An 18,886-nucleotide genomic window follows, 5' to 3' on the forward strand; every position below is an offset into this window, starting at 1 on the left:
AGCCCCGGTCTGAGCGGGTGCAAAGAAGAATGGTGGTGGGCGCTCTATGGCTGTGATCAGTCTACAGGCCGAAATGCAGTACTATGAGACCATGAGCGGCAACGATGCGTTCACGGTCATCATTCGCGGGGTCGCCTACCTCGATTTTGAGCTGGAGAAGTTGCTAGGCCTCTGCGTGAGAGTACCGGCCGAACTCAAAGCGATGAACTTGGATTTTTCGAAGCGCTGCTCTCTGGCTTTCGCGCTGGGCCTGGACAGCGGTATCAAGCCTGCGCTGAGTGCCGTTGGTAACTTGCGGAACAAGCTTGCGCATCAGCCGCACAGAGATCTAAAGGCTGAAGACGCGAAGAATCTGTATCAAGCGCTTTCACCTCGAGAGAAGCAGAACCTCCCGATGTTCCTCGACCGAATGGCGCGCTCCCCTCGAGCGCCGTTTCGGGAACTGAGCCCAATGGACCAATATGTCATGATGCTGGTGATGCTTCGGTCTATCGTGGTCGCCGCTCAGCACAACATTGAGAACGCCCGGAAACCGATCGCCTAGCGGGTTTTCCAGCGGCCCCGCTTCCCCGGATAATCCGACCGCACCGCCACCCCGGCCGGGTTCTTCTTAGGATCGAGCGAGAAGCTTTCCGCGCGTAGCCGGTATCAGCGTTGAGAGACCGCGGAAGCAAAGATTTGAGAAGGGCCACTCAGTGGCCCGCCGATGGTATTGAAGCTTGCAAGACCGCCCTGCTACTGTCTGATATTGCTACAGGGGCGTAGGGAGGGGCAGTTGGATTTCGTCGGGATTTTGAATTTAGGCGTTGTGGGTTTAGGTTTTTTGCTCGCCGCTATGGCCGCTCGTCTAATGTCTAACGGACGAACAGACCCCAGATGGTTTCTTCTTTTCGCAGTAGTCGTAGTGTGTCTCGGAATTGTGAGCGAGTATCTGCGTCAGCATGATATCGGTGGATGTCCGCCTGATTCTCGCTACGATGCGCTTAAGTCAAAATACGACAAGCTCTATGCAACGTTGCCATTACTCAAAGAGGTGGCCGATCAAGCGACGAATTGCAGGGACCTTGGCTTTGCTGCTTCCACAAACAGATCCGATCTGAATGGTTGCATTACACGGGGCAGCCAAGCCCGACAATCTGGGCAAGCTTCGGTGGATGCCGCGAATAAGGTTCTGGCAGTATTCACAGCAGTCGGGCCATAGACTAACTGCCTCGCGATTCCAGGGGGCTACATTTGTGTCGGTCAGCCCGAACGCTTGGGGGGAGAGAGACCAATGTCCGACGAGTTGCGCAGGTTCTCGGATCCGAGTGGCCCACTTGCAGAAATGCAGGCGATAGCTCACCGAAGGAACAATCCAGCAAAGTACATGCACGAGCGCCTGATGGAGCTCATACTTTCACAACAAAAGCACCTGAGCGATGAGACCGAGCTAGGCGTTCACGTCGTGGGCGGCGCCGTCCCGGCTTTCCATTTGCGGCAGATTCGTTACTCCAACCCAGACATCCTGATTTTTGTTGGGCAGGATGATCAGGGAAACGCGGTGCAATTGCTGCAACACCACTCCCAGATGGGGATTATGCTGGTGTCAGTTCCGAAACTTGAAGAAAAAGCGTTTCGGATAGGATTTGTCCCGCGCGGCGAATAAAAAAATCCGCCTGATGTAGCGAGTTCTCGGCGCACCTCGGCACCTGAATATATTCCTATAGGGTTTCGCGTTGAAAGTCAACCTTCGTTACCCTGCCAAGAATTTGAAATGCATCGCGCATGCCCGAAGGTCCGAATGCAGCACCGGTGCCATATCGCGCTCTTTCGATCCATGCTTTCTGGCAAGCTCGGCCGTCGTCAGGCCAGCCACGCAGTAGTCTATGAGCCGTTCGGCCGGCAACCTCCCCATCTCCTGTACGAAGCCCTCCAGGCGGTCGATCGCCGCAACGCGCCCATCTGAGATCCCGGTGGCGAACCCTGACTTGGTTCCGCGCAGAAAATCGGCCGAGCTTGCGATGGCTATGCCAGCGCGCTCCCACAGGACCGCAAGATGGCTACCGGCATGGAAAAGCGCATCCTGCCGGTTTCGACCGTAGCGCCATTCAAATGTGCCTGGCCTCGACCGGATCGCCTGGGTTTCTGCTCGACTTCCTGAGATGCGGACCTTGACCGCGGTGACCTTCGATCCAGCCTTGCCGCCATCGATCGCCTTCAGCCGGGCAATGGCACGTGCCTCCTTTGCCCGACCAACTTGACGCTCCGCAGCACTTTCTGCTCGCGAAGGCCTAGGCCTTGCCGTGCCGGCCGAGAAGGGAACTTCATTGAAAAGCTTTGGGGAAACGTTCATTGGTTCCTTTCGATGAATGGCTTGCCGTGCGCTATAGATGGCGTGCGAGCACGCGGTCATATTGTCTTCGATTTCAGGACTACGACCTCGCCGCCGTTTCTTTGGTGCTCGCGGATCACCTTCCGGCATTCGTCATCATAGAGGTCCGACTTTGTCTTAATGCGACTGCCGGTGACCACGGCGAAGACGTCGTAGGTCACCTCCGCGATCCATGAATTGCCAGCCCTCTTGGGCTGGATTTCGATCACGGGCTTCGGTTTGTTTTTGCCGGGCGTCTCGATGCGTCGGCGAGACCGCGCCACCGTGATCACGCTCCTTTGCTCAGATGATCCGAATAGCACCCGGGAAATCCGTGCTTCGAGTTCTTCTTCGGTGGGCTCACCAGGCATATCTTAGTCCGCTGCCCTATCTCTGACCGTGGCTGCAAAGGCGCCCACTGGTCTCGCCGTCAACGACGCCTCATCCTATCGAACAGAAGTTTCTCGGGAAGTTGGCGCCCCCTGTTATCAACAAAACCTTGACGGTGATCCAGGACGACGGTCGCGTGTGGGACCTTGCAGCGCTCTACTGTGGTCAAGGCCGCTGCCTCGCTCGGATATACCCAGTCATCCCAGATCTGACCGGCCGAACAGATCAGCCATCCATTGCGCGAATATTCCCGCCTCATGCCTTCGCCCTTTGCTTGATAACGTTCCGTCGCTCAGGCGTCATGCGGACGCACGCCGGGCGCCAATTAATCGGGGTTGCGGGGAGCACAGATATGTCTTCTGGCGGATCAATCCGATACCAGCGACCGTCTTTGTCGAGGAAGTAGTGAAAGTTCGGCGTGCCGTATTCTCCTACCATATCGTTGAGGAGCAGCTCACAGATAAGCCCGTCTCCCCGAACGGCGGTATTCATTGGCCGCCACGGGTTTTCACGGTCATAGGCCTCCCGCGCTTGTCGTTCTGCAATAGTCATAGGGTTTCCTATTTCGATGCGAGGTAATCAGCCGGGTCAATGCGCCTTACTTCAGACGCGGCACCGAAAGTGCCGAGCTGCCAATGTGTGCGTTTCCCATTCGGATCGAACTTTGCCGCCGCAATGTCGCGAACCCAGCGTGGCGCCTTCGCCGCGGCCCGCTTCATTTTCTTGGTCCGCTTCTTTTCCTTGCGAACCGACTTCGGCACCGTCGGCTTAGGGCCGCTCGCCAGGATCTTGTTCGATATCCAGTCCGCCCGCTTTTCCGCTGGCGATATCGGCGAGCCCTCCAGCCGATCGGCCGCGCGCCATGCGTCTGCATTGGTCGGGAACGGACCCGCGAGCGTGTCGCCGCCATCTACCAGAAGGAAGCCGCCACCGCCTTCAATCACTGTCAACGAGCGCTCAGCCGCCATTCTTGTTAAATTCCTTCATCTCAGCGAGCACCGTTTCCATGGCCTTCAGGACTTTGTAGGCGGCGCTGACGGTTGATAAGATGATGACACAGTCTTCCGTTTCATAGGCACCGTCTCTCTCTTGCCGGATCACCAGGCCGCCATATCTGCTCATGTAGATTGCGATTGCCTTCTGGTCGCGGACCACCATGACCTCACTGTCGTTGTCGAATGGATTGTCTTCGGCTTCGTCGTCGTCTTCGTCGACAGGCTGTTCAACTGTCGCCGGCAGCGCATCGTCCAGAGGCAGCGTCAGCGACCCACCATCTTTGTCTTTGCTCTTCGTCATGCTGCATCACCATCCTGTTGAGCCGCCGACGAGCGCAGCGCGTCGAAGACCGCCAAGGCGAACTTCTCGATCTGATCCTTGATGATGGCATCGTCTCGGAGGCCACAGACCTGCATCTGCCCGATCTGCTGGCGAACAGTAGTCCGCCAAAACCGATCAGCGGCGGCGCCGTGGCGCTTCTGCAGAATGTCGATGGTTTCCCGCACCAGCCGCACATTGCGATGTAGTGGAAACGGAACGATGGATGCCTGTTTGTCTCGGTTCTGTTCCATTTAACTCGCAACTCCCATCTGGCCGAGTGCTTCATCAACGCCGCACTGTTCGGCGCCGCCGTTGGCGTTTACGGCTCCGAGTCTGCTTTGGAGGGAAGGAAGGGACTTTGAACGCAGCGCCACGACCACCACCGCCCCGCCAAGAACAGAAGATTTTTCTGCGAGCGTGAGCGAGCTTGGACCCCGTGAGGGGGTCTCTTGCGACGGACCGACTGGGGCCGATGAGACAAGTGTGTCGCTTTTGGTTGAAATACCTACTAGCGACGGACCTGTCTCACGAAAGCGCCGATACCATTGGGCGCGAGAAATCCCCTCGGCATCCCACGGGCGACCTTTGGACAGAGAATTTCTGGCCAGCCAGCTTTCGCGAGGTTCGACACCACGAGCACGCCGCTTTGCCGTCTGCCTTGCCCGATCACTTGACCGCTTAACGTCTTTCGCGATGCCCTTTCGAATTCGGGCAGAAAAATCGCAGGCGCCCATCGTTTTAATTTCGAGCACCGTCCGCTCCAACAAGGTCAAGCAGATTTTGTGCGCGGCTTCGTCGGCCTTCATCTGGTAGCGGCGGCCGACAAGTTTGTTGAGGATCGGGCGGATTATAGTTCCCGCCCGCCGCAACGCCCAAGGCGCCCATCTATGGCACCAGTCGCCCAAGACCTTATCAAGATCGAGCCCCTTACTCAGGCAATGGGCGTTCAGCGAATAAGCGGCAACCTCGATAAAAAGGTCGGCATCGTCGGTCTCGGGCAGAACAGTGCCGTAACGGCTCGTGATGACCCGCTCCAGCTCGCGAAGTCTGGCGTTGGTGATCATGAACGGGGCGTTTGGCTTTGGCTTGTCGGCCAGGATGCACCGGCCGACTTTCATCTTGCCCGTCCGGTTCGCGCGATGCCGCGCTAGGGCTGCGTTGGCGACGCTCATCTAGTGCGACCTCCCCGGGATAAGGTGGCTCTCTCGGATCGCGGCGATAGCTTCAGCGGCGGTTAGCCCGAAGCGCTGGCGAAGTTGAGGAACGGCCGCCTTGGTCCTGTCGGCACCGCCGGTTGCCAGCCAATTAGCTGCAGTGGCGATCAAATCGTGCGAGCTTGTATTGTCCGTCATGCAGCCACCGCATCCGCAGAAAGGATCGATACCTCGGTGCGCAAAAAATACCGCGCATGGTGGCCGGGGAACTGGCCGTCGTGGCTCTCGTGGACCGTTTCGATGACGAAGCCGAGCGCCCTGGCTTTGAAAACGTAGTCGGACCAGCGCGGCCCCGGATGCGTGATCGGAGTACAGCCGCCTTTGCCAGCGTCGATGAGCTGCTTCACCGCCCAGGCCACTCGGCCATTCAGGCGCATGGTCTGGCCATCCGGCTCGACCTTGACCCTGATCGAGAATTTCTTGTTCGAAGTTGTTGGAATTGATTTCGCTTGGGGAAAATCCCCTGCTATGCCGTCCATATCTGGTTCCTTCGTGGTCCCTGGGGAGGGGTTACGGTGAAATTCAAGGGGTCAGATTGGGCTTGAGCGGCTTTGGTTTGGCGACCGCCGCTCAAGCCTCCTCTGCCACCTTGGCAGGCTTCACTTCTGGCAGATTGTCCAGCCAGGCCTGGGCATCCTCCTTCCTGATCAGCGTTCGCCGACCGGCCTTTCTGACCGAGATCCGGCCAGCCCGAATTTCTTCGTAGAGGAGCGATCTACCGACACCGTAGGCGGAGCAGAATCCGTCCACAGTGAAGGCGTTGGGCGTTACTTCCATGACTTTCTCCGTTGTTATTCGAACAAACACGAACACGTACACAAACTCAGGAGATTCTAGCGGATACCGAGTCGCGTTGCCAACACTGCACGATGCTTTCCACCAGAATTTTTGTTGCGCTTTATTTCGTTTAAATTCAATTGTTTAGCCATGATATATCCACAGCTTATCCACATCGATGTTCGAGCTTTGTTCGCACTTCGCCGTCAAACGAATCGGATTAATCCGTTTCGACGCTGATCCGGCTTCGCTGCGTTTCTTGGGAGAAGTGACGCAAGAAGTCAGGAAGGGTCGCGGACCATCAAAGGCCCACGGCGAAGCGGGATCTTGCCCGCACGGTCCCTAAACTGAAACTTTTGTCGATTCCCTCCGAAAGAGGGACTTAAATTCTGCTCGCTTCGGTCTCGCCAGTCAAGACCGCCAGCGCATTGTCACGCATTAAGGCGGATAATATTCGAATCGTCTTGGCCCGGCACCAGCGGAACGATAGCCGACCTCGCCAAGTCTTCGAGCCCAGACGTAATCCACTTGCTGTAATGGCGTTCGACCATCGCGGTGCTTGTGTCGTGAAGAGCTGCGACAAGCCGGATGGGCAGATTTGCCCGGATGCCCTTCACGATACTGGTATGGCGCAGCGCGTAGGGTATTACATCGGGTAGCTTGGCGCGGTCTCTGATCGCCTGCCATGGCCGTGCCAGGTCGGCCGCCGACTGCCACTGGCCGCGACTATCGCGTTGCCATTCCAGCTTGCCGGGTGCCTGTACATGGCGCCAGCGCTCTAGCAGGAGCGCATCTGGGGAACGGTTGACGGTAACCGGCACCAACTCGTCCACGACATCGCGCCCCACCGGGACGGTAATCGTGCCGTTCCTTAGGCCCCTGCCCTTGCGGCTGGTCGGCACCAGCAATCGGCTTTGCGCAATCTGGCAGTCAGTTACACGGATGCGGGCAACTTGCGAAAGGCGCGCCCCCGTGGCTGTAAGGACAAGCACCAGACGGAATAGGTCGCCCTCCCAGCCCTCTTCGGCGTCGACCTCACGGGCGGCGCGGAGCAGTCTGTCAATGTCGGCGTCGGGCAATATCAGATTGTCACGAGCGACCGGCTCAGCTTCCTCTGCCGCGTTAGCGCGGAGGCCTTGCTTGATCACGCCGGGGAGCCCTGCCGGCAGCTTTGCCCGATTCGCCGCATAGGCAGCGTTCAGTGCCGCCTTCAGATCATTGATAAGGCGCTGACGGGTCGTGGCCTTCATGGTCGCCGGCAAACCGTCGCGCCAGGACAGCAGTTCTTGCTCGCTGAGCGCATGCAGATCCACACCAGCCAGCGCAGCCTCCTGCGGGATTGCTTCCTGTTCGCCTCTCTCGCCCTTACCGAGGACATACCGGCCGAGACGTTGGCCGGCATCAGAGCGCTTATCCCGCCCCCGCCTTTTCGCCTCCCGAGCGTCCCGTGTGGCAACGTAGGCTTCGACCGCCCCTCTCACCTTGAGAACTGGCCCAAGCGCCTCGATATCAGCCTGGGTGCGGTGCTCTTCGACAAGCCTGCGAGCAGTTTTGATAGCTGTCTCATAACTCAGGGGTCCAACCTTGGTTGAGCCCCTATCGTCAGCGGTGCCTATAGTGACATACTTGTAGTTCAGCCCATTGCGCCAGCGAACGAGCCAAACGCCGCCGCGCTTTCCTTTTCGGTAGCCGAGGTGCACTTCCGGGTCGATGCCTCGCCAGTGCGTTCCAATATCAAGAGTCGCACGAGCATTCGGGGTGGTGATCGGGGATTCCTTGAGAGACTTGGACACGCGGCCTTTTCCGAAACCGTAAAATATACGTAAAATATACCCTCTCACACGACCGCGCACAATTGCGGGTGAGAGATATCCAACCATTTGAGAAATATGGACTTTGGCGGACAGCGGCGGACAATAAATGGCCGCTAGTGATGCCCTTTCACGGCGGTAACAGGGGTTCGATTCCCCTTGGGCGTACCAGTTTTTCCAACCTTTTAGCTCACTTGCGTTCTTTTCAGTCAATGGCTGAGACCGTTGATGTCAGCACGAAGCGCTGGAATCCTCGCACCCTGTCGGTTTCATGAGAAGATCGGCTGAAGGCCGCTTTTCGCCTGCTGGCCTACAAGCCCCAGGACGCCAGCAAACCGATAACGTTAGTCTGGTTTTTTGCGACCTTTCCGTCCGCGGGCGGTTCGAAGCCACCCGGGAGACAGACTACCCGCGCACGTCCAACCTTGGAACCAAGGCAGCCGGACGCGGTTTCCCTTGCATGCAGATCGGAGATTTCAACACCCACGAGCATGCACATGGTGGCCTGTATATGGCCGCCAAGGTTGCGCTCCTGCAGTTCCGGACTGAGCACCAGATGCACGTTACCGACGCTGCGGCTGACGAGGTACAGCGGGCCTTGCTGGAGGTGGTTGAGGCCACGCGTCGGTCTGCGGGTGACGCGCCTCGATCTTCACCGTGAAATCGGCGAAACGCCGGGCCGGTGACCTAGTTCTCACAATGGCGCGGTAAACCTACTGCGAAGGTTGAAGGCTCTCCGCCCTATGGTGATCTCGCTGCAAGAACTGACGTGAGCGACGGTTGGCCGAAGATACCCCGCCGCTGGGAGGCGTAGCAGCGTTGTTTGAACCACCGGCCATTGATGAGAGACGTGCCGAGCTGCATCAGCTCATGCGTCTTCGCCTTCGGATCATGCGGCGCTTCGATAAGGTCGAGCGCTCGGCAGAGCATGTGATGTCGGCGGCGGCCGAACTGATCAAAGCTGCCGAGCCTGACCGGCCACTCAGATTGCCGAAGGCCGGGTGGCCGCTCGGGTTGTGACGCTCGATTGTTGCCACTGAAAGTTGGCCGGTTTGTGCTAGCCACCCTTCATAGGCGGGTTTTGGAAACACGGGAACCGGGCTGTCTATGCCGCACTGATGCTCCGCGGGTTGATCGGTGTATTTCACCTGGAGAGAAGCCGCGAGCGCAAATCAATCCGGAACCATTGGCGCCGGCTGCTCGCACCGGTAGACCATGCATTGACCGTCACTGGCCGGAACATAGCCGACCATCGGCACGTAGGGAGCGTCGCACTCATTACCGAATTGGCGGACATAGCGATCATACGTGTTCGACCCGGTGCTCAGCACCACCGCATGCCGGCTCTCGATCAGCGCCTGGGTCTGCGCGCAGGTCATTGTGCGTGTATCGGGCCGTGCATCGGCGAAATTTGTGGCGGCAACGATCATCGCTGCCGCGCAAAACGCAATCTTGCCCATGGGCATGCTGGCATCCTCGCAAAACATCGTATCGACAAGTTCACATCTTGAGGCTCCGCTCCGCAACAGCGGTGCGGTCACGATGGCGCGAGCAAGCAATTGAAAGTGGCCGAAAGCTTGAGACCGCGCCAAGGATCCGGATAGCCCTGAGCACGGAAGAACGGGTCGGTGCTAGGCTGTTGCGAAAACCACCCTCTGCTGCAGTCCTCCCCCCGGCCTGTTCTCCAGCGTGATGGTTCCGCCATAACGCTCGATGATCTCCTTCGCGATCGCAAGCCCTAGTCCCGCGCCCGGAATGGATTGCGTGCGTGCCGGATCGACCCGGAAGAACGGCTCGAAGGCCTTGTTCAGAAGGTCCGGCGGAATACCGGGGCCGCGGTCGGCGATGGCGAGAACCGCCTGGCCGCCCCGCCCCGTAAGCGAGACGGTGCAGCTCTTGCCGTGCGTCGCGGCGTTGACGATCAGGTTGCGCAGCGCCCGGCGCAGGCCGAGCGCGCCGGCCTTGACCGACACATGGTCGAGATGGTCGATCGTGACCGCATGGCCGAGCGAGACCATCTCGACCTCGATGTCGCGAACCAGCCTGTCCAGCGCCACCGGCTCGACAGCGTCCAGGTTCACCTCTTCGCGCACAAGGCGGATGGCGCTGTCGGCGATGCGGTCGAGCTCGTCGAGGTCGCTCAGCCATTTCTCGCGGTCCTCGTCGAGGAATTCGGCACGGAGCCTCATCCTGGTCATCGGGGTCCTGAGATCGTGGCCGGCCGCCGCGACCAGCCGCATGCGGCTTTCCATCGCCATCTTCAGCCTTGCCGACAGCTCGTTGAGCGCATGGGCCGTGGCCCTCACCTCGGCCGAGCCTTTCTCCGGCAAAGTCGCCAGCATGCCGTCCGATCCGATCTTGCTGACGGCGGCTTCAAGCATTTCGAGCGGCCGCACCAGTACGCCGGTAAAATAGATCGACACCGGCGTGGCGCCGAGCACGATCAGCGCCATCCAGCCCGCCAGTCCGATCCAGACATCGCGCTGCGGGCCGAAATCGGGAACATCGACGATCATCCAGCGATGGTCGGGCAGCACGACCGAAGCGACCATTCCCGGTCCGCCGGCCTTGCGGCTAACCACGGCCGAAACATCGAGGCCGTCATGGCGCAGGATCTCGTTGAGCACCTTTGTGTGCTTGAGATCCTCGACGCCGTCGGCCGGGCGATCCCGTACGTTGACGGGCGCATCGCTTGAATTCGGCATGTGCCCGGGAGCCAGTTGCACCATGTACTGGATCTGGTGGGCGAGCGGACCCATGATCAGCTCGGGCGACGGCCCGCCGAGCACCTTGACCGCCACGAAGGTGGCGAGGCCGACCACGCCGAGGATCGACGCGACGAGCAGGATGATCAGCCGCCGGCGCAGCGAGGTCATGCCTCGGTCTCCGCGGTCTCGACCCGCGCGGTCAGCTGATAGCCACCATTTCGCACGGTCTTGAACAAGCTCTCCTCGCCCGCTTCGGCAAATTTCCGGCGCAGCCGGCTCATCAGCACGTCGACGGACCGGTCGAGCGGCTCGCGTTCGCGCCCTTGCGTCAGGTCGAGCAGCTGGTCGCGCGACAAAAGCCGCCCCGGCCTGTCGAGAAATACCTGCAGCAGGTCGAACTCAGCGCCGGTAAGGTCGACCAGGGCACCATCGGCATCCATCACCTTGCGCGTGTCCGGCTCCAGCCTGTAACCGGCGAAATGATAGACGCGAACCTTGGGCGGGATGGCCTCTTCCGGCGCCGAACGCCTGAGCACCGCGCGGATGCGGGCAGAAAGCTCGCGCGGATTGAACGGCTTGCCGAGATAGTCGTCGGCGCCGAGCTCAAGCCCGATGATGCGGTCGACATCTTCCTTCAGCGCCGTGAGCAGGATGACCGGAATATGCGGTTTGCGATCGCGCAGGCTCCGGCAGATGTCCAGCCCGGAGCCGTCCGGCAGCATCACGTCGAGCACGATGAGGTCGAACTGGCCGGAGCCGAGCTTTTGCTCGCACTCGCGCCTGTCCGCCGCTACCGACACGCGAAATCCCTGCCCGTCGAGATAGCGCCCGAGCAGCGTCCGGATCTCGCGATCGTCGTCCACGACCAGGATGTGGGATTGTGCCTGCATTCTTCGCCCGCTTGCCTTTCCGTGCCTGATTATAAGGAGCGACGACGCCCAGCGGCATGGAAAATTGCAACGGAACGTTTCCACAACGCCGCCGGAAACATTCGGAAACAATTCTCCTTTTTCCGGAAACCTTCGGCAACGCGCCGAAGCAAAGCGGCAAAAGACGCTTCCTATCCTCCCCTTCATCCGAAGCATGCAGGAAAGGATCACGTCATGCGAAGCAGACTTTTGGCGCTCGGCCTCTTTTCGGTCGCGGCCATCCACCCCGTGTTCGCCGCTCAACCGGACTCTGGCGCGGCGCCCGGAGGCGAGCCGCCGGCAATCGGCCGGCAGGACGACGCAGGTCCCGGCCCGATGCCGTGGCACGGCCCGCGCCAAGCAATGCGGCACGGCCCAGAGGACTTCGGCCCGCGGCGCATGGGGCCGCCGCCGGAATTTCTCGCTGCCCGGCTAGCCGCGCTCGAGACCCGGGTCGGCATCCGCTCCGAGCAGCTCGACGCCTGGCGCGACTACACCAGCGCGCTGCAAGCGGTGCTGGCGCCGCCTCGGCCCGATTTTGGCCCGCCCGGCCGAGGGCCTGACGATGCCGCCGGCGGCAAGCTGGATCAGGCAAGGCCCGATCAAGCAGGGCATGACCCCTTCGCCTTCCAGGAAAAGCTAGCCGACGAGGTGACCAAACGCGCCGCCTCTGCCGCCAAGCTCAAGGACGCCATCGCTGTTTTGCGCGCCAAGCTGACGCCCGAACAGCTCGAAATACTTGCTTCGGCGGATCGGCCGCACGGCCCGCCCCCCGGTCCATGTGGAGATCCGCCGGAGGCAGCCGGCCAAGGAGGTCTGCCCGATCACGGTGGACAGCTCCCTCCACCCCTACCCCGGAGTGACGAGCAACTCTGATCGGCTGCGCCGGCCGGCCCCCTGACCCACCCGTTCACGGGCCGGCCGGTACTTTCTTTGCGAGTTGGCGGGCGCGTCCGCGCGACCGCACCAGAACGGAACACATGATGATGTGGGAAGCCCTGATGATGCTGCGGTTGCTTGCCTCCCTGAGCTCGCTCCTGACGATCCGCCCCGGCGCCCATGCCGGGCAGCGGATCCTGTCGAAGCAGATGCTGACGGGCGCGATCCAGCTGTGCTTCGCCGCCCGCAAGCGGGCTCGGCCCATTGCCATGACATCGATCGCCATGGGCGCCGGCATGCTGCCGATCACGCTCGGCATCGGCGCCGACGCGGAGACCCGGGCGCCGATGGCGATCGCCGTGCTCGGCGGGCTCGTCTCGTCCACCATGCTCGGCCTCGTCTACGTGCCGGTGGTCTACATCTTCATCAACGACATCCAGAGCTTCCTCGCCCGCCACCTCGGCAAGCTGTTGGTCGAAGCGCCCGGCGCGAGCGGCCAGCGGAGGACCGAAATTCCAGGGAAAGACCCAGCCAATGCATATCCAGCCTAGTCGTTCTCCGCCGGCGAGGCCACGCCGCCTGTCTCCCTGGACGGGAATCCTGTGCGCCGCGCTTCTTCTGGCGGCCTGCTCGCAGGAAAAGAGCCAGGTGCCGGCGGGCATGGGGGGTGCCGGCAGGCCCGAGGTCGGCGTCATCACGCTGCACCCGCAGTCGGTTGCGATCACCGCCGAGCTGCCTGGCCGCACGGCTGCTTCGCTCATCGCCGAGGTGCGCCCGCAGGTCGACGGCATCATCCAGCAGCGGCTGTTCCAGGAAGGGGCGGAGGTGGTGGCGGGACAGCCTCTCTACCTCATCGATCCGGCGAGTTATCAGGCCACTTATGACAGCGCCGTCGCCACACAACAGAAGGCGGAAGCCGCGGTGCCCACGGCGCAGGCCAAGTTCGACCGCTATGCCGGCTTGCTGAAGCAGAATGTCGTCTCCAAGCAGGATTACGACGATGCCGCCGCGACGCTGGCGCAGGCTCAGGCCGATGTCGCGTCGGCCAAGGCCAGCGTCGAGACAGCGCGCATCAGCCTCAACCGCACCTCGATAACTGCGCCTATCGCCGGCCGCATCGACAAATCGACATTGACGCCGGGAGCATTGGTCACCGCCAACCAGGAGACTGTGCTGACCACCATTCGTTCGCTCGATCCGATCAATGTCGACGTCACGCAATCGAGCACCAACCTGCTCAACTTGCGCCAGGCGATCAACGAAGGCCGCGTAAAGTTCAGTGGGGCAAATGTCAGCGTCAAGCTGAAGCTCGACAACGGCACCATCTATGCACAGAACGGCAAGATGGAATTCACAGGCGCCAATGTCGACCAGTCCACCGGCACGTTCGCGCTCAGAGCCCAGTTTCCCAATCCCGACCGCTTGCTGCTGCCTGGCATGTATGTGCGCGCCATCGTCGAGGAAGGCGTCGCCCAGAACAGCTTCCTTGTGCCTCAGCGCGGCGTCACCCGCGATGCCAAGGGCCAAGCGACGGCCCTGGTGCTCAATGCCCAGGGCAAGGTCGAGCAGCGCGTGCTCAGCGTGCGCAGCAGCGTCGGCAATAACTGGCTGGTGGACTCCGGCGTCAGCGACGGCGACCGCGTCATCGTTGAGGGCCTGCAACTGGTACGCGCCGGCGGCGACGTGACGGCGGTCGAGGTGACGATCGACGAAACGACCGGCGAGATCAAGGATCGCGAGCAAAGCTCCGCCTCGGCGGAGCCTGCCGGAGGCAATGCCGCCGGCGCCGCCAGGCAACCAGCTTCTGGCGCAACTGGGAACTGAAGCGATGTCGGCTTTCTTCATCAACCGGCCGATCTTCGCCTGGGTGATCGCCATCGTGATCATGCTGGGCGGGCTGCTGGCGCTTCAGTCGCTGCCGATCTCGCAATATCCGCAGATCGCGCCCACCACCGTGAACATCGGTGCCAGCTACCCCGGCGCGGATGCCCAGACGGTCGAGAACTCGGTGACCAAGGTCATCGAGCAGGGCATGACCGGCATCGACAACCTCGATTATATGACGGCGACGTCGACCTCGACCGGCCAGGCCTCGATCACGCTGACCTTCACCAGCGCCGCCAATCCTGACACCGCGCAGGTCCAGACGCAGAACAAGCTGCAGCTCGTGCAGTCGCAGCTGCCGCAGGTCGTCCAGAGCAACGGCATCACCGTCTCCAAATCCTCGACCGGTTTCCTGATGGTCATCGGCTTCGTCTCGAGTGACGGCAAGATGAACTCGACCGATCTCGCCGACTATGTCGACAGCACCATCAACGACACGCTGAAGCGCGTAGAAGGCGTCGGCTCGACGCAGCTCTTCGGCTCAGGCTACGCGATGCGCATCTGGCTCGATCCCGACAAGCTTGCGCAATATGCATTGATGCCGGGCGATGTAGCGACCGCGATCGAAGCGCAGAACACGCAGGTGTCGGCCGGCCAGCTCGGCGGGCTTCCGGCGCGCAAGGGCCAGCAGCTCAACGCCACTGTGACGGCCAAGAGCAGGCTGCAGACCGCCGAGCAATTCCGCAATATCATCCTGAAAAGCAACACCGATGGCTCGCTGGTGCGGCTGAACGATATCGCCAGGGTCGAGATCGGCGCCGAAAGCTACACCACGCAAGCCCATTACAACGGCAATCCCGCCGCCGGCGTCGCCGTCAACCTGGCGACGGGCGCCAACGCGATCAGCACGGCCGAGGCTGTGCGCGCGACCATCAACCGCCTGAGCTCGACTTTCCCGCAGGGCGTCGAGGTCGTCTACCCCTATGACACCTCGCCCTTCGTGCGCCTGTCGATCGAGGAGGTGGTGAAGACGCTGGCCGAAGCGATCGTGCTGGTGTTCCTGGTGATGCTGCTGTTCCTGCAGAACCTGCGCGCCACCATCATCCCGACGATAGCCGTGCCCGTGGTGCTGCTCGGCACATTCGGCGTGCTCTCCTTCTTCGGCTACTCGATCAACACGCTCACCATGTTCGCCATGGTTCTGGCCATCGGCCTGCTCGTCGACGACGCCATCGTCGTGGTCGAGAATGTCGAGCGCGTGATGCACGATGAAGGCCTGCCGCCGAAGGAGGCGACTCGCAAATCGATGAAGGAAATCACCGGCGCGCTGATCGGCATCGCCACCGTGCTGTCGGCCGTGTTCGTGCCGATGGCTTTCTTCGGCGGCTCCACCGGCATTATCTACCGGCAATTCTCGGTCACCATCGTCTCGGCCATGGTGCTTTCGGTGCTGGTCGCGCTGGTGCTGACGCCGGCGCTCTGCGCCACCATCCTGCGCCCGCCAAAGGACCATGCGACGCAGAAGGGGCCGTTCGGATGGTTCAACCGCGTCTTCGACCGCGGCACGATCGCCTATCGAGACGGCTCGCAGGGCATCATCAACCGGTCCTGGCGCTTCCTTGCCGTATTCCTGGCCATAGTCGTCGCCATGGGCTGGATGTTCGCCCGACTGCCGAGCTCATTCCTGTCGGAAGAAGATCAGGGCATCCTGATCACCAGCGCATCGCTGCCGGTCGGCGCGACGCAGGATCGCACCGAGCGTGTGCTAGCTGAGGTGACCGACCATTATCTGAACGAAGAGAAGGACGCGGTCGAAGGCGTGTTCACCGCTTCCGGCTTCGGCTTTGGCGGCGCCGGGCAGAATGTCGGCATCGCCTTCGTGCGGATGAAGGATTTCAGCCAGCGCAAGACGCCGGCTCTCGCCGCATCGGCGGTGGCCGGCCGCGCCATGGGCGCCTTCTCGAGAATCAGGGACGCCCAGGTGTTCGCGCTCGCCCCGCCCGCTATCCAGGGTTTCGGCAACACCAACGGCTTTGATTTCTACCTGCAGGATGTCAACGGCGCCGGCCATGAGGCGCTGATCCAGACGCGCAACAAGCTGCTCGGCCTTGCCGCGCAGAGCAAGCTGCTCGCCAACACGCGCCCCAACGGCCAGGAGGATCAGCCGCAATTCTCGGTCGATATCGACCAGGAAAAGGCGAGCGCGCTGGGCATCAGCCTCGCCGACATCAACAACACGCTGTTGACTGCCTGGGGCAGCGACTATGTCAACGACTTCATCGATCGCGGCCGGGTGAAGCCGGTCTATCTGCAGTCGGACGCGGACTTCCGCATGCAGCCGGAGGATCTCGACAAATGGCAGGTCCGCAACTCTGGCGGCGTCATGGTGCCGTTCTCCGCCTTCGCCTCCAGCCACTGGACATACGGATCGCCCCGCCTCGAACGCTACAACGGGTCGGCGGCGGTCGAGATCCAGGGCGCGGCGGCAGCCGGCCAAAGCTCGGGCGCGGCCATGGACGAGATCGACAAACTTGTCGCGCAACTGCCCGCCGGATATTCGCATGAATGGACCGGGCTGTCGCACCAGGAGAGGCTTTCCGGCAACCAGGCGATGTCGCTCTATGCAATCTCGGCGCTGGTCGTCTTCCTCTGCCTCGCCGCGCTCTATGAAAGCTGGTCGATCCCGTTCGCGGTGATGCTCTCGGTGCCGATCGGTATCTTCGGCGCGCTGGCGGCGGCGACCCTTTTTGGCCAGACCAACGACGTCTATTTCAAGGTCGGTCTGCTGACCACGATCGGTCTTGCCGCCAAGAACGCCATCCTTATCGTCGAGTTCGCCATCGACCGCCAGTCGGCTGGAATGGGATTGGTCGAAGCGACGCTCGACGCGGCACGGCAACGCCTGCGGCCGATCCTGATGACGTCGCTTGCCTTCATCCTTGGCGTCACGCCGCTTGCGATCGCCAGTGGCGCGGGCTCCGGCGCGCAGAACTCCGTCGGCATCGGCGTCATGGGCGGCATGATCGCGGCGACGGTGATCGGCGTCTTCCTCGTGCCGCTATTGTTCGTCACGGTGCGCCGCATCTTCAAGGGCAAGGCGGCCAACAAGAATTCGGGCGGGACACCAGCCACAGCCACACCGGAATAAAGGTTTCTCTCAAATGTTTGATTTTGAACGCGGTCTCGCGACCGCGAAGGGGTTTCTTTTGCCTGCCTTTGCCGCTGCCCTGCTCTCGGGATGCGTTGTCGGCCCGGATTACCAGAAGCCTTTTCTGGCGCTGCCGGCGAACTGGAGCGGGCAGAAGCCGGCGAAACCGGCGAAGCCTGCGCAATTGTCCAAATGGTGGCAGCGCCTGCGCGATCCCGAGTTGAATGCACTTGTCGACGAAGCTGTTGCCGGCAACCTCGATGTCGCCACCGCCAAGGCCAAGATCCGCGAGGCGCGGGCAAGCTATCGCCAATCGGTGGGCACGTTGCTCCCATCCGCCGACGGCTCGGCCTCGGCCACCCGCAACAGGGTTTCGGCCACCTCCGCGGGCACGACAGCCAGCGAGACCTACGATCAATACCAGGCGGGCCTCGACGCCAGCTGGGAGATCGACCTCTTCGGCGCCAATCGCAGGGGCGTCGAGGCGGCGAGCTACGGGCTGGATGCATCCGAAGAGGAATTGCGCTCGACCCTTCTCACGCTGGTTGGTGATGTCACCTCTAACTATGTCCAGGCACGCGGCTATCAGGCACGCATAGCGCTTGCCCGGCGCTCCGCCGCATCGCAGCGGCAAACCGCCCAGCTCACTCGCACCATGGCCTTGGCCGGCTCGGCGACCGCGGCGGATGTCGCCAAGGCGGAGGGGCAGGCCAGCGGCACGGAAGCCGGCGTTCCGAGCCTGGAGGCGAGCTATGCCGAGGCGGTACATCGCCTTTCCGTGCTGACCGGACGACCGCCGGCGGCACTCAACGAGCGCTTGAAACGCGTGACACCGATCCCGGCGCCGCGCCTGCCGATCCCGACCGGTATCCCGGCCGACATCCTGCTCACCCGCCCGGACGTGCGCATGGCCGAGCGGCAGTATGCGCAATACACCGCCAAGATCGGCCAAGCCGAGGCGGCGCGCTATCCGAGCGTCAGCCTGACCGGCGACATCAGCACCACGTCCCTGAAGCTCGGCGACCTCGGCAAGAGCTCCACCATCGGCTGGTCGTTCGGACCGTCGCTCAGCGTGCCATTGTTCAACGCCGGTCAGTTGCAGGCGGCCGTCGACGTCGCCAGGGCCCAACGCGACCAGTATTTCGTCGCCTACAAGGCCGCGGTGTTGACGGCGCTGGAAGACGTGGAGAACGCCACGGTTTCGTTGTCGCAGGAGCGTATCAGGAACGGCAAGCTCGCCTCCTCGGCGAAGTCCTATGGTGATGCCGCACGGCTTGAAGGAACGCGCTACAAGGCCGGCGAGACCAGCCTTCTCGACGTGCTCGATGCCGAACGCTCGGCCTATTCCGCCGACGACTTCGTCCTGCAGAGCCGCGTTGCGATCGCCACCGACTACATAGCGCTCAACAAGGCGCTTGGCGGCGGCTGGAACGGCGAGATCGACACCGTCAGGCCCGAAATCATCGATGTCCACACCGGTCCGCGGTTGGCATCGAAGACGCAGTGAGGCCAATATCCGGAAGTTTCCGGCGGGATGTCTGTCCGCCCGTCATACAAATC

21 protein-coding genes are annotated in these 18,886 nt (G+C 61.7%); 8 read left to right on the plus strand and 13 right to left on the minus strand.

What is annotated here, in order from left to right:
* The first annotated feature begins 46 nt into the window (after positions 1-46).
* Together ACR64R_RS11050 and ACR64R_RS11055 are read left to right on the plus strand one after the other, a co-directional pair.
* The gene (locus ACR64R_RS11050; RefSeq protein ID WP_487361661.1) at positions 47-544 is read left to right on the plus strand and encodes a hypothetical protein; all 498 of its coding nucleotides are present in this window, start codon (positions 47-49) and stop codon (positions 542-544) included.
* Between the two features lie 729 nt (positions 545-1,273).
* Positions 1,274-1,645 (plus strand): DUF6173 family protein, encoded by a 372-nt coding sequence (locus ACR64R_RS11055; protein ID WP_487361662.1) that lies wholly within the window; start codon positions 1,274-1,276, stop codon positions 1,643-1,645.
* A gap of 87 nt (positions 1,646-1,732) precedes the next feature.
* On the opposite strand, the gene ACR64R_RS11060 is transcribed toward ACR64R_RS11055, so the two are convergent.
* The 10 genes from ACR64R_RS11060 to ACR64R_RS11105 all read right to left on the minus strand — a co-directional run bounded on the left by ACR64R_RS11060 (position 1,733) and on the right by ACR64R_RS11105 (position 8,072).
* Entirely contained in the window at positions 1,733-2,392 is a 660-nt protein-coding gene (locus tag ACR64R_RS11060; RefSeq protein WP_487361663.1) for a hypothetical protein, read from the minus strand.
* Positions 2,389-2,721, minus strand: coding sequence for a hypothetical protein (locus ACR64R_RS11065; protein ID WP_487361664.1), 333 nt, complete (start codon positions 2,719-2,721; stop codon positions 2,389-2,391). The genes ACR64R_RS11060 and ACR64R_RS11065 overlap by 4 nt, the downstream gene beginning before the upstream one ends.
* 274 nt (positions 2,722-2,995) lie before the next feature.
* Positions 2,996-3,292, minus strand: coding sequence for a hypothetical protein (locus ACR64R_RS11070; protein ID WP_487361665.1), 297 nt, complete (start codon positions 3,290-3,292; stop codon positions 2,996-2,998).
* An 8-nt stretch (positions 3,293-3,300) separates the two neighbouring features.
* On the minus strand, positions 3,301-3,690 hold the full coding sequence (locus tag ACR64R_RS11075) for a hypothetical protein (RefSeq protein WP_487361666.1): 390 nt from the start codon (positions 3,688-3,690) through the stop codon (positions 3,301-3,303).
* A gap of 7 nt (positions 3,691-3,697) precedes the next feature.
* On the minus strand, positions 3,698-4,036 hold the full coding sequence (locus tag ACR64R_RS11080; protein ID WP_487361667.1) for a hypothetical protein: 339 nt from the start codon (positions 4,034-4,036) through the stop codon (positions 3,698-3,700).
* Complete coding sequence (locus tag ACR64R_RS11085; protein WP_487361668.1) at positions 4,033-4,308, minus strand: DUF6074 family protein; 276 nt, start codon at positions 4,306-4,308, stop codon at positions 4,033-4,035. The genes ACR64R_RS11080 and ACR64R_RS11085 overlap by 4 nt, the downstream gene beginning before the upstream one ends.
* Positions 4,309-5,229, minus strand: coding sequence for a hypothetical protein (locus ACR64R_RS11090; RefSeq protein WP_487361669.1), 921 nt, complete (start codon positions 5,227-5,229; stop codon positions 4,309-4,311).
* 176 nt (positions 5,230-5,405) lie between these two features.
* Positions 5,406-5,750 (minus strand): winged helix domain-containing protein, encoded by a 345-nt coding sequence (locus tag ACR64R_RS11095; protein ID WP_487361670.1) that lies wholly within the window; start codon positions 5,748-5,750, stop codon positions 5,406-5,408.
* A gap of 91 nt (positions 5,751-5,841) precedes the next feature.
* Positions 5,842-6,048: a helix-turn-helix domain-containing protein gene (locus ACR64R_RS11100; protein WP_487361671.1), complete on the minus strand. Its 207-nt coding sequence runs from the start codon at positions 6,046-6,048 to the stop codon at positions 5,842-5,844.
* A 431-nt stretch (positions 6,049-6,479) separates the two neighbouring features.
* Complete coding sequence (locus tag ACR64R_RS11105) at positions 6,480-8,072, minus strand: tyrosine-type recombinase/integrase (RefSeq protein ID WP_487361672.1); 1,593 nt, start codon at positions 8,070-8,072, stop codon at positions 6,480-6,482.
* 567 nt (positions 8,073-8,639) lie between these two features.
* Between ACR64R_RS11105 and ACR64R_RS11110 the strand changes: the two genes are divergently transcribed.
* A complete protein-coding gene (locus ACR64R_RS11110) occupies positions 8,640-8,879 on the plus strand; it encodes a hypothetical protein (RefSeq protein ID WP_487361673.1) in 240 nt (79 codons plus the stop codon).
* A gap of 152 nt (positions 8,880-9,031) precedes the next feature.
* Here the strand turns inward: ACR64R_RS11110 and ACR64R_RS11115 are convergent, their stop codons facing one another.
* From ACR64R_RS11115 to ACR64R_RS11125, 3 genes are all read right to left on the minus strand, one after another.
* Positions 9,032-9,325, minus strand: a complete 294-nt coding sequence (locus ACR64R_RS11115; protein WP_487361674.1) for a hypothetical protein — start codon at positions 9,323-9,325, stop codon at positions 9,032-9,034.
* A 165-nt stretch (positions 9,326-9,490) separates the two neighbouring features.
* The gene (locus ACR64R_RS11120) at positions 9,491-10,735 is read right to left on the minus strand and encodes an ATP-binding protein (protein ID WP_487361675.1); all 1,245 of its coding nucleotides are present in this window, start codon (positions 10,733-10,735) and stop codon (positions 9,491-9,493) included.
* Positions 10,732-11,457, minus strand: coding sequence for a response regulator (locus tag ACR64R_RS11125; RefSeq protein ID WP_487361676.1), 726 nt, complete (start codon positions 11,455-11,457; stop codon positions 10,732-10,734). The genes ACR64R_RS11120 and ACR64R_RS11125 overlap by 4 nt, the downstream gene beginning before the upstream one ends.
* 213 nt (positions 11,458-11,670) lie before the next feature.
* On the opposite strand from ACR64R_RS11125, the gene ACR64R_RS11130 reads away from it, so the two are divergent.
* The 5 genes from ACR64R_RS11130 to ACR64R_RS11150 all read left to right on the plus strand — a co-directional run bounded on the left by ACR64R_RS11130 (position 11,671) and on the right by ACR64R_RS11150 (position 18,833).
* Complete coding sequence (locus ACR64R_RS11130) at positions 11,671-12,351, plus strand: hypothetical protein (protein ID WP_487361677.1); 681 nt, start codon at positions 11,671-11,673, stop codon at positions 12,349-12,351.
* A 107-nt stretch (positions 12,352-12,458) separates the two neighbouring features.
* Positions 12,459-12,905 carry an efflux RND transporter permease subunit gene (locus ACR64R_RS11135; RefSeq protein WP_487361678.1) on the plus strand — a complete coding sequence of 149 codons (447 nt, stop codon included), beginning with the start codon at positions 12,459-12,461 and terminating at the stop codon, positions 12,903-12,905.
* The gene (locus ACR64R_RS11140) at positions 12,889-14,178 is read left to right on the plus strand and encodes an efflux RND transporter periplasmic adaptor subunit (RefSeq protein WP_487361679.1); all 1,290 of its coding nucleotides are present in this window, start codon (positions 12,889-12,891) and stop codon (positions 14,176-14,178) included. Before ACR64R_RS11135 ends, ACR64R_RS11140 begins: the two co-directional genes overlap by 17 nt.
* A 4-nt stretch (positions 14,179-14,182) precedes the next feature.
* On the plus strand, positions 14,183-17,326 hold the full coding sequence (locus tag ACR64R_RS11145) for an efflux RND transporter permease subunit (protein WP_487361680.1): 3,144 nt from the start codon (positions 14,183-14,185) through the stop codon (positions 17,324-17,326).
* 13 nt (positions 17,327-17,339) lie between these two features.
* Entirely contained in the window at positions 17,340-18,833 is a 1,494-nt protein-coding gene (locus tag ACR64R_RS11150; RefSeq protein WP_487361681.1) for an efflux transporter outer membrane subunit, read from the plus strand.
* The last annotated feature ends 53 nt before the right edge of the window (positions 18,834-18,886 follow it).

This window comes from Mesorhizobium sp. MC2-1-1, from assembly GCF_057597255.1.

What these genes read in the sequence shown, in the direction of transcription:
- ACR64R_RS11050 (WP_487361661.1), top strand. Translation starts at nt 47, where the DNA reads ATGGCTGTGATCAGTCTACAGGCCGAAATGCAGTACTATGAGACCATG.
- ACR64R_RS11055 (WP_487361662.1), top strand. Translation starts at nt 1,274, where the DNA reads ATGTCCGACGAGTTGCGCAGGTTCTCGGATCCGAGTGGCCCACTTGCA.
- ACR64R_RS11060 (WP_487361663.1), bottom strand. Translation starts at nt 2,392, where the DNA reads ATGACCGCGTGCTCGCACGCCATCTATAGCGCACGGCAAGCCATTCAT.
- ACR64R_RS11065 (WP_487361664.1), bottom strand. Translation starts at nt 2,721, where the DNA reads ATGCCTGGTGAGCCCACCGAAGAAGAACTCGAAGCACGGATTTCCCGG.
- ACR64R_RS11070 (WP_487361665.1), bottom strand. Translation starts at nt 3,292, where the DNA reads ATGACTATTGCAGAACGACAAGCGCGGGAGGCCTATGACCGTGAAAAC.
- ACR64R_RS11080 (WP_487361667.1), bottom strand. Translation starts at nt 4,036, where the DNA reads ATGACGAAGAGCAAAGACAAAGATGGTGGGTCGCTGACGCTGCCTCTG.
- ACR64R_RS11085 (WP_487361668.1), bottom strand. Translation starts at nt 4,308, where the DNA reads ATGGAACAGAACCGAGACAAACAGGCATCCATCGTTCCGTTTCCACTA.
- ACR64R_RS11090 (WP_487361669.1), bottom strand. Translation starts at nt 5,229, where the DNA reads ATGAGCGTCGCCAACGCAGCCCTAGCGCGGCATCGCGCGAACCGGACG.
- ACR64R_RS11095 (WP_487361670.1), bottom strand. Translation starts at nt 5,750, where the DNA reads ATGGACGGCATAGCAGGGGATTTTCCCCAAGCGAAATCAATTCCAACA.
- ACR64R_RS11100 (WP_487361671.1), bottom strand. Translation starts at nt 6,048, where the DNA reads ATGGAAGTAACGCCCAACGCCTTCACTGTGGACGGATTCTGCTCCGCC.
- ACR64R_RS11115 (WP_487361674.1), bottom strand. Translation starts at nt 9,325, where the DNA reads ATGCCCATGGGCAAGATTGCGTTTTGCGCGGCAGCGATGATCGTTGCC.
- ACR64R_RS11120 (WP_487361675.1), bottom strand. Translation starts at nt 10,735, where the DNA reads ATGACCTCGCTGCGCCGGCGGCTGATCATCCTGCTCGTCGCGTCGATC.
- ACR64R_RS11125 (WP_487361676.1), bottom strand. Translation starts at nt 11,457, where the DNA reads ATGCAGGCACAATCCCACATCCTGGTCGTGGACGACGATCGCGAGATC.
- ACR64R_RS11130 (WP_487361677.1), top strand. Translation starts at nt 11,671, where the DNA reads ATGCGAAGCAGACTTTTGGCGCTCGGCCTCTTTTCGGTCGCGGCCATC.
- ACR64R_RS11135 (WP_487361678.1), top strand. Translation starts at nt 12,459, where the DNA reads ATGATGTGGGAAGCCCTGATGATGCTGCGGTTGCTTGCCTCCCTGAGC.
- ACR64R_RS11140 (WP_487361679.1), top strand. Translation starts at nt 12,889, where the DNA reads ATGCATATCCAGCCTAGTCGTTCTCCGCCGGCGAGGCCACGCCGCCTG.
- ACR64R_RS11145 (WP_487361680.1), top strand. Translation starts at nt 14,183, where the DNA reads ATGTCGGCTTTCTTCATCAACCGGCCGATCTTCGCCTGGGTGATCGCC.
- ACR64R_RS11150 (WP_487361681.1), top strand. Translation starts at nt 17,340, where the DNA reads ATGTTTGATTTTGAACGCGGTCTCGCGACCGCGAAGGGGTTTCTTTTG.